Consider the following 12,236-nt stretch of genomic DNA (forward strand, 5'->3'; position numbering starts at 1 on the left):
AGCAGCTTTAGCGAATGCTTGGAACCGTGGAAAGGCGGGAGCCGGGTGTTTAGGAGCGAAATGCGGCATATTGGCAGCGAGCTTGTACAGCCTTCATTCAGATCGGACCCGCATGACCGACCGCCGCCTTGAGTATCCCGCCACCTTGCGTAACCGCGATGTCATCCTCGACGTCCTGCGCGGTGTGTTGCCCGAGTCCGGACTTGTGCTGGAGATCGCCAGCGGCTCCGGCGAACACGTCGTGCATTTCGCGCGGGCTTTTCCGGGCCTGACGTTTCAACCCTCGGACCCCGAGGACGCCGCCTTGCAAAGCATCGCGGCGTGGACGCAGGACAGCGGTCTTCCCAACATCCGCCCGCCTGTGGTGCTCGATGCCTCATCAGGCCACTGGCCGGTGACCGCCGCCGACGCCATCCTCTGCATCAACATGATCCATATTGCACCATGGCAGGCGACGACAGGCCTGATACGCGGCGCGGCGAGACTGCTGCCCGCAGGCGCGCCGCTCTATCTGTACGGGCCGTACCGGCGAGCGGATGTGGTCACTGCGCCGAGCAACGAAGCGTTCGACGCGAGTTTGAAGTCCCGGAATCCGGAATGGGGATTGCGCGATCTGGAAGCTGTCGCGGAACTGGCGCGGACTGAGGGATTTTCGGCACCGGCGATCACTGAAATGCCGGCGAACAATCTGAGCGTGGTGTTCCGGCGGATGTAATCGTCATTGCGAACGAAGCGAAGCAATCCACAGCCACAAGGCACGAAGCTGGATTACTTCGTCGCAAGTGCTCCTCGCAATGACGAGGCAGCCGCTATCGCTTACTGCTCCATCACCAGCTTGCCGCCGGCCATTTCAAACCGGCGAAGCTTCGACAGATAAGACATGCCGAGCAGATTTTCCGACAGCGCGTCGTCGGGCAGCACCAGCGCATCGACATCGCGCACGACGAGGCCGCCGATATCGACCATCGCAAGGCGCGTGCGCGCGGCCCTGATCGAGCCGTTGGCGGTTGAAACATTCGCGGTGTATTCGCTGGGCCGCGGACGAATGCCGATCAGCGCCGCCGAGCTTTCGTTGAGTGCGATCACCGAAGCGCCGGTATCGACCATGAAGCCGATACGGCGGCCATCGACGCGAGCGTCGGTCTGGAAGTGCCCCCGGCTGTCGCGCGAAATGGTGACACTCCGAAGGCCGGCATTGCCTGTGGTTTTCGGCTGCACCGACGCGAAGGCATTCATCGCCCTGGACTTGTCGACGGACTGGGCCTGCGCCTTTTGCGAGGTCATCTGATCGGCGACCTTCGCCATGGACGTGCCGAACACAACCAGCAGGGCCGCGAGAATCATGATGTTACGCATCACACATACGCCTGTTATCGCCCGGTCCCATGTGGACCTTACGGGAAGCTCGTCACAGCAGGCCGAAAGTTGACCGCCCGGCACCTTCAAAGGAGGCTTTTTCCGAAATAAGGGTGAGGGAAGCGTTAATTCTCACGTTCCGCGGGGCTTGACCCGGCGGGTCGGCGGCGCGGACGCGGGATCTTCCGGCCAGGGATGGCGCGGATAGCGCCCGCGCAGATCGGAACGAACCGCGGCATAAGACCCGCGCCAGAAGCCCGGCAGGTCGCGCGTCACCTGTACCGGACGATGAGCCGGCGACAGCAGTTCCAGCACCAGCGGGATTTTGCCCTTCGCGATCGACGGATGGACATTGAGCCCGAACAGTTCCTGCAACCGGACCGCAATGGTCGGCCCCTGCTCGGCCTCATAGTCGATCGGCAGGGACGTTCCGGTCGGCGCCTCGAAGTGCGTCGGCGCTTCGCGGTCGAGTCGCGCGCGCATCTCCCACGGCAACAGATTCATCAGCGCATCGGACAGATCGCCCGCGGAGAAATTCGAAAGCGAGGTCTTGTCGAACAATGCCGGCACGAGCCAGTCGCCTCGTGTCTCCGCCAGCGCATTGTCTGAAAGATCGGGCCATTCCTCAGGCGAGGCCGCGCGCAAAAACATCACGCGGTCGCGCCATTGTTTCAGCGGCTTCGACCATGGCAAGCGCTCCAATCCCGCAGCGACAAGACCGTCCGCCAGCACGCGCGCTGTCTCTGCCGAGGGAGAGACTGGAAGGGTTTGTTCTGAGAGCGTGATGGCGTGAAGTTTCTTCCTGCGCCGTGCGCGCAGCGCCATCGCGGCGCGATCGAACGTGATCTCGTCGGCGGTCTGGATATGATCGGTGAACTGCGCCTCGATCTCGGCCTGCGTGATCGGCGCCGCCAGCAGGATGCGCCCGTTCGCCGCCGTCCCCGTCAGTTCGGCCACCGCGATGTAAGGCGATTTCGCCAGCGCGGAAGTCTGCTCGATGCTCGCGCCGCGCCCGTTGGCGAGCACGAACGAGCCGTTGCCGCGATTGCGTGCGACACGATCCGGGAATGCGAGTGCGAGCATAAGCCCGGTGGAGAGTGAACGATCTGTGATGTCGAACGGTTCACTCGCCGCCACCTGTTTGGCCCAGCGCTCCGCCAGTTGCCGCGCGCTTTGCGCCCGCTGCGACCGGTCGCGGCGGAAATTATCCAGCCGCGCATCGAGATCGGCACTGTCGCCGCCCAGCCCGCGCTCGGTGAGAATGGCCGCGATCAGTGCCGCCTCATCACCCGAACCAAGCCGATACGAATCCACGATCATGCGGGCAAGGCGCGGCGGCAGCGCCAGCGCACGCAGGCTGTTGCCCTCGGGTGTGATCCGCCCTGCCTCATCGAGCGCATTCAGTTCACGCAGCAGCGCCCGTGCTTCGGTCAGCGCCGGCAGCGGCGGCGGATCGAGGAAGGCGAGAGCCGAAGGATCGGCCGCGCCCCAGTGCGCGAGGTCGAGCACCAATGACGACAGATCGGCGGACAAAATCTCGGGCCGTGTATAGGCCTCCAGCGACGCGGTCTGCGGCTCGTCCCACAGCCGGTAACAGACGCCGGGCTCGGTGCGGCCAGCGCGGCCCCTGCGCTGATCGACGGCGGCGCGCGAGGCGCGAATGGTTTCAAGCCGCGTCAGTCCGATGTCGGGTTCATAACGCGGCACTCGCGCCATCCCGGAATCGACCACGATGCGCACGCCCTCGATGGTCAGCGACGTCTCCGCAATCGAGGTGGCCAGCACCACCTTGCGCTGCCCCTTGGGCGGCGGCGAAATCGCGCGGTCCTGCACGCCGGCATCGAGCGCGCCGAACAGCGGCACGATCTCGGTGTTCGGATCGCTGACACGCTCGGCCAGAAAATTCTGGGTGCGGCGGATTTCGGCGGCGCCCGGCAGGAAAGCCAGCACCGAACCGCCATCTGCGCGCAGCGCCGTGGCGATGGCGTCCGCCATCTGCCGTTCGATCTGCACATCCGGCTTGCGGCCGAGATAGCGTGTGTCGACCGGAAACGCGCGGCCTTCGCTGGCGATCACCGGACAATCGCCGAGCAGTTTAGCGACCCGCGCGCCATCGAGCGTCGCGGACATCACCAGAATGCGCAGATCCTCGCGCAAGCCGGTTTGCGCGTCTCGCGCCAGCGCAAGGCCAAGGTCAGCATCCAGCGAGCGCTCATGAAATTCGTCGAACAATACGGCGGCAACGCCGGACAACTCGGGATCGTCGAGGATCTGCCGGGTGAAGATCCCTTCGGTGACCACCTCGATCCGGGTCGCGCGCGAGACCTTCGAACCGAACCGCACGCGATAGCCGACAGTCTCGCCGACCCGCTCGCCCAGCGTCTGCGCCATGCGCTCGGCGGCAGCGCGCGCCGCGATCCGGCGCGGCTCCAGCACGATGATCTTCTTACGTCCGACCCAGTCCGCATCCAGCAACGCCAGCGGCACGCGCGTGGTCTTGCCCGCGCCCGGCGGCGCGACCAGCACGGCAGTGCTGCCGCGCGCGAGCGTCGATGTCAGGTCGGCCAGAACCGCATCGATGGGAAGAGGCGTGGAAAAATTCATGGCGCGATCTGCTCCCTCTCCCCGCTTGCGGGGAGAGGGTTGGGGTGAGGGGCGATCAACATAAAGAGAAACTCGACGGCCAATACAAGCCTCGAAAGCTGCCCCTCACCCGGAGGCTTTGCCTCCGACCTCTCCCCGTAAACGGGGAGAGGTAAAGAAATTCAAATCGCTCCCCGCCCGACGCTCTCGTAGGTGAAGCCGAGTTCTTCCATTTCATCGCGGCGATAGATGTTGCGCAGGTCGACCATCACGGGATTGGCCATTTCGCGCTTCAGCCGCTTCAGATCGAGCGCGCGGAACTGCCGCCACTCGGTGACGATCACCAGCGCGTCGGCACCCTTGGCGACGGCATAGGGATCCTCGCAATAGGTGATGTCCGGCAGTTCACTCTTCGCCTGCTCCATGCCGGCGGGATCGTAGGCGCGCACTTTCGCACCGAGATCGAGCAGGCCCGTCACCAGCGGAATCGACGGCGCTTCGCGCATGTCGTCGGTGTCCGGCTTGAAAGTGAGGCCGAGGAGACCGATGGTCTTGCCGCGCAGGTTGCCGCCGAGAGCGCTCGAGACCTTACGTGCCATGGCGCGCTTGCGATTGTCGTTGACCGCAAGCACCGCTTCGACAATGCGCAGCGGCACGTCATGGTCCAGCGCGGTCTTGACCAGCGCGCGGGTGTCCTTCGGAAAACACGAGCCGCCGAATCCGGGACCGGCGTTGAGAAACTTTGGGCCGATGCGGTTGTCGAGGCCGATGCCGCGCGCAACCTCCTGCACGTCGGCGCCGACTTTCTCCGACAAATCCGCCATCTCGTTGATGAAGGTGATCTTGGTCGCGAGAAATGCGTTGGCAGCGTACTTGATCAGCTCCGCCGTACGGCGCTCGGTGTACATGATCGGCGCCTGATTGAGGTACAGCGGGCGATAGACCTCGCCGAGAACTTTTCGCGCACGTTCGTCGTCGGTGCCGACCACGATGCGGTCGGGATGCTTGAAGTCGCGGATCGCCGCGCCCTCGCGCAGGAATTCAGGGTTGGAGGCCACGGCAACATCGGCCTGCGGATTGGTTTCGCGGATGATGCGTTCGACCTCGTCGCCGGTGCCCACCGGCACGGTCGACTTGGTGACGACCACGGTGAAGCCCTGCAGGGCCTTCGCGATATCGCGGGCGGCGGCGTGCACATAGGTCAGGTCGGCATGGCCGTCGCCGCGCCGTGACGGCGTGCCGACCGCGATGAACACCGCGTCGGCCTTGCCCACGGGCCCGGCAATGTCGGTGGTGAAATCCAGCCGCCCCGCCTTGACGGACGCCTCCACAAGCCGGTCGAGATCGGGCTCGAAGATCGGGATTTCGCCGCGGTTGAGCGCCGCGATCTTGCCGGCGTCGGTATCGACGCAGGTCACGCGATGGCCGAAATCCGCGAAACAGGCCCCCGAAACCAGCCCCACATAGCCCGTGCCGATCATGGCAATCCGCATGTACCACCCGCTCCAAAACTCATTAACGATGTTCCGTTTCGCGGGGCTTTTAGCCCAAATCGGCGTGAATGGGGCACAACATTTGTATGAATAAAGGAGAATGAAACCCATGCGCCCCAGGATGGCGTGCAACTGGACCGAAACGGGACATCATGAGCAGCAACGGCACATCCGGCGCGCGCCCGTCGCCCGCCTCCGAGCGGATCGACTGGGTCGATTACGCAAAGGGCATCTGCATCGTCATGGTGGTGATGATGCACTCGACCCTGGGCGTCGAGGCCGCTGCGGGCAAGCAGGGCTTCATGCACCTGTTCGTCGAGTTCGCGAAGCCGTTCCGGATGCCGGATTTCTTCCTGATTTCGGGACTGTTCCTGTCGCGGGTGATCGGCCGCGACTGGCGCACCTATCTGGACCGCAAGGTCGTCCATTTCGCCTACTTCTACGTGCTGTGGGTCACGATCCAGTTCGCCTTCAAGGCCCCCGCTTTCGCCGCCGAGCAGGGCTGGACCCATGTCGGTGTCATGTATCTGCAATCTTTCATCGAGCCGTTCGGCACGCTGTGGTTCATCTACCTGCTGCCGATCTTCTTTGTGGTGACCAAGGCCACCCTGCGCGTGCCTGCAATCGTGATCTGGCTTGCGGCCGCGGCGCTTGAAACGGCGCATATTGCGACCGGCTGGACCGTGATCGACGAGTTCGCCGCGCGCTTCGTCTACTTCTATTCCGGCTATCTGCTGGCGAATTATGTGTTCGCGCTGGCCGATGGTGCACGCGAAAAGCCGGGTCTCGCGCTGGCCGGTCTCGCGGCATGGGCGCTGGTCAATGGCGTGCTGGTATTTACCGGCTTCGGCGACCGGCCAGTGATTTCGCTCGCACTCGGATTTGCCGGCGCCTGCGCCATCATCGTCACCGGCACGCTGCTGGCCCGCGCCAACTGGCTGGGCTTCCTGCGCTACTGCGGCGAGCATTCCATCGTGATCTATCTCGCCTTCTTCCTGCCGATGGCGATCGTGCGGGTGGTGCTGCTCAAGACCGGCATCATCCCCGACATCGGCCTTGTCTCGCTGATCGACACCATCGCCGGCGTGGTCGGTGCGCTCCTGATGTGGTGGGGCGCCAAACGCGCCGGGCTCAATTTCCTGTTCGAGCGGCCTGCCATGTTCTGGATCGCGCCGAAGCAGAAGCGTCCGGCGGCCCTGCAGGCGGCGGAATAGCTCAACATTTCCGTGAGGAACTCCGCGCGGGCAGGTGTCAATTCCGGGAGAAATCCCTAAATTGCGCCCATGCCCAAAAAGCCTGCATCCCCCGCGAAATCGCCCGCCACGAAACCCGCCGCCAGCGCACCAGCCGCAAAGACCCCCGCCAAGGGCGATCACGTCTTTCTGGTGGACGGCTCGGGCTACATCTTCCGCGCCTATCACGCGCTGCCGCCGCTGAACCGCAAGTCCGACGGCTTGCAGGTCAATGCCGTGCTCGGTTTCTGCAACATGCTGTGGAAGCTGATGCGCGACATGCCGCCGGACAACCGGCCGACCCATCTGGCCATCATCTTCGACAAGTCCGAAGTCACGTTCCGCAACGAGCTCTATCCAGAATACAAGGCGCAGCGCGCCCCTGCTCCCGACGATCTCATTCCGCAGTTCGCGCTGATCCGCGAAGCGGTTCGCGCCTTCGACCTGCCCTGCCTCGAACAATCCGGCTATGAGGCCGATGACCTGATCGCAACCTATGTGCGCGAGGCGTGCGAGCGCGGCGCGACGGCGACCATCGTCTCTTCCGATAAAGACCTGATGCAGCTCGTGACTGACTGTGTGTCGATGTACGACACCATGAAGGATCGCCGCATCGGCATTCCTGAAGTGATCGAGAAATTCGGCGTGCCGCCGGAGAAGGTGGTCGAGGTGCAGGCGCTCGCGGGCGACTCGGTCGATAACGTGCCGGGCGTGCCGGGTATCGGCATCAAGACCGCGGCCCAGCTCATCAACGAGTACGGCGACCTTGAAACGCTGCTCAAGCGCGCCCCCGAAATCAAGCAGCCGAAGCGGCGCGAGACGCTGATCGAGAACGCCGACAAGGCGCGCATCTCGAAGAAGCTGGTGCAGCTCGACGACCGCGTGAAGCTCGATGTGCCGCTGGACGATCTCGCCGTGCACGAGCCGGATTCACGCAAGCTGATCGCCTTCCTGAAAGCGATGGAATTCTCGACCCTGACGCGGCGCGTGGCGGAGTATTCGCAGATCGATCCATCGGACGTCGAAGCCGACGCCAGCATGAAAAGCTCGTTCGCGCCCGCCGATGTCGCAGCCGATTCACCCAAGACGCCGCCGCTCGGCGGCGAGCCTGACCTTTTCGCGCGCGGGACCGCCGAAAAAACGTCAAACGCCGGACAGTGGACCGGATCGCAGCCGAAGCAGGCCGCGGCACCCGCCACAGGACCTCAAACGCCGAAGGCGCTGGCCGATGCGCGCGCCGAGGAAGCGCGCAGCGCCAAGTTCAATCGCACCGCCTACACGACGATCAAGACCGTCGACGAGTTGCAGCGGCGAATCGCGCGCGCCTTCGATCTCGGTCAGGTCGCCGTGACGGTCGAGACCTCCAGCGCCGATCCGATGCAGGCCGAGATCATCGGCATCTCGCTCGCCACCGGCGTCAATGAAGCCTGTTACATTCCCCTCGCGCATACCAAGCCCGGCGATGGGTCGGGACTCTTCGCCGGCGGACTGGCTCCGGACCAGATCAAGGCCGCCGATGCGCTGGCCGCGCTCAAGCCGCTGCTCACGGACGCGGGCGTCCTCAAGATCGGCCATGATCTGAAATTCGATACCGTGGTGCTGGCGCAGCACGGCATCGACATGGCGCCGCTCGAAGACACCATCCTGATTTCCTATGTGCTCGACGCAGGCCGCGCCAAGCACGATTACGAGTCGCTGGCCGAGAGCTGGTTCGGCCACAAGGCCATCGGCTTCGGCGAACTCATCGGCAGCGGCAAGAACCGCATCGCTTATGATCAGGTGCCGGTCGAGAAGGCCGCCGAATACGCCGCCGAACGCGCCGACGTAACGCTCCGGCTGTGGCGGGTGCTCAAACCACGCCTGCTGGCCTACCGCGTCAACACGGTCTACGAAACGCTGGAGCGCCCGCTGGTGTCCGTGCTCGCGCGCATGGAGCGGCGGGGCATTTCCATCGACCGTCAGGTGCTCTCGCGCCTGTCCGGCGAATTCGCGCAGACCGCCGCGCGCGTCGAGGCCGAGATCCAGAAAATGGCCGGCGAGCCGATCAATCCTGGCAGCCCGAAACAACTCGGCGACATCATGTTCGGCAAGATGGGCCTGCCGGGCGGCGCAAAGACCAAGACCGGCGCATGGTCGACGTCGGCGCAAATCCTGGATGAACTGGCCGAAGCCGGACATGAATTCCCGAAGCATGTTCTGGAATGGCGGCAGGTCACCAAGCTGAAATCGACCTACACGGATTCGCTGCCGGAATACGTCAATCCGCAAACCCAGCGCGTGCACACGACCTACGCGCTCGCGGCGACCACCACGGGGCGGCTATCGTCCAACGAACCGAACCTGCAGAACATTCCGGTACGCACCGAGGACGGCCGCAAGATCCGCAAGGCCTTCATCGCCGCCAAGGGCCACAAGCTGGTCTCGGCGGATTACTCGCAGATCGAACTGCGGCTGCTGGCGGAGATCGCGGACATTCCCTCGCTGAAGCAGGCGTTCCAGGACAAGCTGGACATTCACGCCATGACCGCGTCGGAAATGTTCGGCGTACCGATCAAGGACATGCCGGGCGAAGTCCGCCGCCGCGCCAAGGCGATCAACTTCGGTATCATCTATGGCATCTCGGCCTTCGGCCTCGCCAACCAGCTCGGCATTCCGCGCGAGGAAGCCGGCGCGTACATTAAAAAGTACTTCGAGCGTTTCCCCGGCATCCGCGCCTATATGGACGCCACGCGCGACTTCTGCCGCGAGCACGGCTATGTCGAGACGATCTTCGGCCGCAAGTGCCATTACCCGGACATCAAGGCCAGCAATCCGTCGGTCCGCTCGTTCAACGAGCGCGCCGCGATCAATGCGCGGCTTCAGGGCTCGGCAGCCGACATCATCCGCCGCGCCATGATCCGCATGGAGGATACACTCGCCGAGCACAAGCTGTCGGCGCAGATGCTGCTCCAGGTGCACGACGAACTGATCTTCGAGGTGCCGGACGATGAGGTGGCGAAAACGCTGCCGGTGATCCAGCATGTGATGCAGGACGCGCCGTTCCCTGCTGTGTCGCTCTCGGTGCCGCTGCAGGTCGATGCTCGCGCCGCCAACAATTGGGACGAGGCGCATTAAGCCGTAACTGCACGCCTATACGTGGGAGATCGAGATGGATGATCAAACCGTGCGGGCAGCGCTGGAGCGCCATTGGGAGGCGTCCGATGCGAACGATTTCGACACCGAACACGAGATCTATCGCGAGGATGCCGTGCTTCATTATCCGCAGTCCGGTGAGCGGATTCGCGGCCGGCGCAACATTCAGGAAAGCCGGCGCCTCCAGCCGAACAGGAAGCGCTTTACGGTTCAACGGATCATCGGCAGCGGCGATCTCTGGGTCACGGAATTCGTCCTGACCTACGACGGCATACCGTCTTACACGGTGAGCATTATGGAATTTCGCGACGGGCTGGTGGCCAACGAAACGCAGTATTTCGCCGATCGGTTCGACCCCGCACCCTCGCGCGCGCATCTTGTGGAGCAAGTCGACGCCCGCGTCCCCCACGGCTAGGACGGGCACATTGATCCAGCGTGAAAGGTCATAGCAATGTCCCCGCCCTTGCTCGCTTTCGCGCTGACCTGCCTCGTGATTGAGATCACGCCTGGCCCGAACATGGCCTATCTCGCCGCGCTGTCGCTTTCGCAGGGCGTCCGCGCCGGCATCGCGGCCGTCGCCGGAATTGCACTCGGGCTTGCAATCTATGGTGTGGCTGCCTCGCTCGGGCTCAGCGCCATCATCGACAACTCGCGATTCCTCTATGAGACGCTGCGCTGGGGCGGCGTCGCCTATCTGCTGTGGCTGGCATGGGAGGCATGGACCGCCGAACGCGAGGTCTCGCCGGAAACTGTCGACGGCGGGATCAACCCATGGACCGCATTCCGGCGCGGACTGATCACCAATCTCCTGAATCCGAAGGCCGCGGTATTCTATGTCGCCGTGCTGCCGGACTTTGTCCAGATCGAGAAAGGCGCGGTCGCGGAGCAGACGTTCATGCTATCGGCGATCTATGTCGGCATCGCGACTTCGATTCATCTCGTCATCGTGTTGCTTGCCTCGCGGCTGCAACGTGTGATCGCAACGGCAGAACAGCGGCGTACGGTTCGCCGCGTCCTTGCTGTGTTGCTGGCCGCCATCGCGATCTGGTTTGCGTTCAGCACCAGCCGCTAAGACCTAACCCAGCTTCACCTCAAACCCGCGCTGCACGCCCGGCCGCGCCATCATCGTCGCGTACCAGCGCTTCACGTTCGGGAAATCGTCGAGCGACACCTTGTGGCGCTCGTGCCGCCACGCCCAGCCGAGAATGGCGAAGTCGGCCACCGAGATCTTGTCCGCGGCAAATTCATGCTCCGCAAGGCGGCGGTCCAGCACGCCATAGAGCCTTCGCGTTTCCTTTGAAAAACGCTCGAGGCCGTAGCGGCGATCCTGCTCGTTTTCGAGTGCGATAAAGTGATGCACCTGGCCCGGCATCGGCCCGAAGCCGCCCATCTGCCACATCAGCCATTCCAGCACGGGAATCCGCTCGCCCAGATCCTTCGGCAGGAATTGTCCGGTCTTCTCGCCGAGATAGAGCAGGATCGCCCCGGATTCGAAGATGCTAACCGGCCTGCCGTGCGGGCCATCGGGATCGATGATGGCGGGAATCTTGTTGTTCGGGCTGATCTTGAGAAAATCCGGCGCGAACTGCTCGTCTTTGGAAATGTTGATGGGATGCACCTTGTAGGGCAGCCCCATTTCCTCGAGTGCGATGCTGATCTTGCGGCCGTTCGGGGTGTTCCAGGCGTAGAAGTCGATGGTCATTCGCTTCCTTTAATTGATCTTGCGCTGTTGACGGTGAGCGATCCGCTGTGGAATGTCTACAAAGCAGAGGATAAATTCCCGCAAATCCCCATAGCCTGAAGAGATCGCCTTGTCCAAATCAGCGTCCCGCGCCCGCCTCGCCGACATCATCCGCAAGCGCTCATTCGGGCGCGGCGAAATCACGCTGGCCTCGGGCCGCAAGAGCGATTTCTATTTCAACCTGAAGCCGACCATGCTCGATCCCGAAGGCGCGGCGCTGCTCGCCGAGCTGTCGCTTGATGCGCTGAAGGACGATCAGGTCGATTACATCGGCGGACTGGAGATGGGCGCGGTGCCGATCGCGGGCGCCATCGCACAACTGTCGTGGCTGAAGGGACATCCCATCGCGGCGTTCTTCGTGCGCAAGAAGCCGAAGGAACACGGCGCGCGGCTCGCAGTCGAAGGCCTCGCCAAGGGCGAGAGCCTGGCCGGCAAACGCATTGTCATCGTCGAGGATGTCACCACCACCGGCGGCTCGGCGATCAAGGCGGTAGATGCGGTGAAGGATTCAGGCGGCGAAGTCGTGCTGGTGTTCACCATGGTCGACCGCGACGAAGGCGCGACCGAAGCGTTCTCCGAGGCCGGCATTCCGTTCCGCGCGCTCTACAAGGCGGGCGAATTTCTCAAGAGCTGACATCGGCCCTATCGCCGCTCGGAGAAAGTTCTCCGGTCGTTCCAGCAAAGCGAGCCCGAGCCAGA

At 63.7% G+C, this 12,236-nt stretch carries 10 protein-coding genes; 6 read left to right on the plus strand and 4 right to left on the minus strand.

The window, feature by feature from the left end; genetic code table 11:
* Positions 1–112 precede the first annotated feature (112 nt).
* Entirely contained in the window at positions 113–715 is a 603-nt protein-coding gene (locus AC1RM7_RS11930) for a DUF938 domain-containing protein (RefSeq protein ID WP_024920501.1), read from the plus strand.
* 101 nt (positions 716–816) lie between these two features.
* Here the strand turns inward: AC1RM7_RS11930 and AC1RM7_RS11935 are convergent, their stop codons facing one another.
* The 3 genes from AC1RM7_RS11935 to AC1RM7_RS11945 all read right to left on the minus strand — a co-directional run bounded on the left by AC1RM7_RS11935 (position 817) and on the right by AC1RM7_RS11945 (position 5,432).
* Entirely contained in the window at positions 817–1,356 is a 540-nt protein-coding gene (locus AC1RM7_RS11935; RefSeq protein ID WP_024920502.1) for a TIGR02281 family clan AA aspartic protease, read from the minus strand.
* Positions 1,357–1,488: 132 nt separating this feature from the next.
* Complete coding sequence (hrpB, locus tag AC1RM7_RS11940) at positions 1,489–3,960, minus strand: ATP-dependent helicase HrpB (protein WP_024920503.1); 2,472 nt, start codon at positions 3,958–3,960, stop codon at positions 1,489–1,491.
* Positions 3,961–4,121: 161 nt separating this feature from the next.
* Positions 4,122–5,432 (minus strand): UDP-glucose dehydrogenase family protein, encoded by a 1,311-nt coding sequence (locus AC1RM7_RS11945; RefSeq protein WP_024920504.1) that lies wholly within the window; start codon positions 5,430–5,432, stop codon positions 4,122–4,124.
* A gap of 152 nt (positions 5,433–5,584) precedes the next feature.
* Between AC1RM7_RS11945 and AC1RM7_RS11950 the strand changes: the two genes are divergently transcribed.
* The 4 genes from AC1RM7_RS11950 (at position 5,585) to AC1RM7_RS11965 (ending at position 10,868) form a co-directional block, all read left to right on the plus strand.
* Positions 5,585–6,646, plus strand: a complete 1,062-nt coding sequence (locus tag AC1RM7_RS11950; protein WP_024920505.1) for an acyltransferase family protein — start codon at positions 5,585–5,587, stop codon at positions 6,644–6,646.
* A gap of 69 nt (positions 6,647–6,715) precedes the next feature.
* The gene (gene polA, locus AC1RM7_RS11955) at positions 6,716–9,778 is read left to right on the plus strand and encodes a DNA polymerase I (RefSeq protein ID WP_024920506.1); all 3,063 of its coding nucleotides are present in this window, start codon (positions 6,716–6,718) and stop codon (positions 9,776–9,778) included.
* 34 nt (positions 9,779–9,812) lie between these two features.
* On the plus strand, positions 9,813–10,211 hold the full coding sequence (locus AC1RM7_RS11960) for a nuclear transport factor 2 family protein (protein WP_024920507.1): 399 nt from the start codon (positions 9,813–9,815) through the stop codon (positions 10,209–10,211).
* A gap of 36 nt (positions 10,212–10,247) precedes the next feature.
* Complete coding sequence (locus AC1RM7_RS11965) at positions 10,248–10,868, plus strand: LysE family translocator (RefSeq protein ID WP_024920508.1); 621 nt, start codon at positions 10,248–10,250, stop codon at positions 10,866–10,868.
* A gap of 3 nt (positions 10,869–10,871) precedes the next feature.
* Here the strand turns inward: AC1RM7_RS11965 and AC1RM7_RS11970 are convergent, their stop codons facing one another.
* Positions 10,872–11,498, minus strand: a complete 627-nt coding sequence (locus tag AC1RM7_RS11970; RefSeq protein WP_024920509.1) for a glutathione S-transferase family protein — start codon at positions 11,496–11,498, stop codon at positions 10,872–10,874.
* A 109-nt stretch (positions 11,499–11,607) separates the two neighbouring features.
* Here AC1RM7_RS11970 and pyrE point away from each other — a divergent pair, with 109 nt between their 5' ends.
* Positions 11,608–12,171 (plus strand): orotate phosphoribosyltransferase, encoded by a 564-nt coding sequence (pyrE, locus tag AC1RM7_RS11975; protein ID WP_024920510.1) that lies wholly within the window; start codon positions 11,608–11,610, stop codon positions 12,169–12,171.
* The last annotated feature ends 65 nt before the right edge of the window (positions 12,172–12,236 follow it).

It is taken from the genome of Afipia sp. GW822-FHT03D08 (assembly GCF_058801645.1).

Excerpts from the sequence above, each read along its gene's own strand:
- AC1RM7_RS11965 (WP_024920508.1), top strand. The coding sequence starts at position 10,248 with ATGTCCCCGCCCTTGCTCGCTTTCGCGCTGACCTGCCTCGTGATTGAG.
- polA (WP_024920506.1), top strand. The coding sequence starts at position 6,716 with ATGCCCAAAAAGCCTGCATCCCCCGCGAAATCGCCCGCCACGAAACCC.
- hrpB (WP_024920503.1), bottom strand. The coding sequence starts at position 3,960 with ATGAATTTTTCCACGCCTCTTCCCATCGATGCGGTTCTGGCCGACCTG.
- AC1RM7_RS11945 (WP_024920504.1), bottom strand. The coding sequence starts at position 5,432 with ATGCGGATTGCCATGATCGGCACGGGCTATGTGGGGCTGGTTTCGGGG.
- AC1RM7_RS11970 (WP_024920509.1), bottom strand. The coding sequence starts at position 11,498 with ATGACCATCGACTTCTACGCCTGGAACACCCCGAACGGCCGCAAGATC.
- AC1RM7_RS11950 (WP_024920505.1), top strand. The coding sequence starts at position 5,585 with ATGAGCAGCAACGGCACATCCGGCGCGCGCCCGTCGCCCGCCTCCGAG.
- AC1RM7_RS11960 (WP_024920507.1), top strand. The coding sequence starts at position 9,813 with ATGGATGATCAAACCGTGCGGGCAGCGCTGGAGCGCCATTGGGAGGCG.
- AC1RM7_RS11930 (WP_024920501.1), top strand. The coding sequence starts at position 113 with ATGACCGACCGCCGCCTTGAGTATCCCGCCACCTTGCGTAACCGCGAT.
- AC1RM7_RS11935 (WP_024920502.1), bottom strand. The coding sequence starts at position 1,356 with ATGCGTAACATCATGATTCTCGCGGCCCTGCTGGTTGTGTTCGGCACG.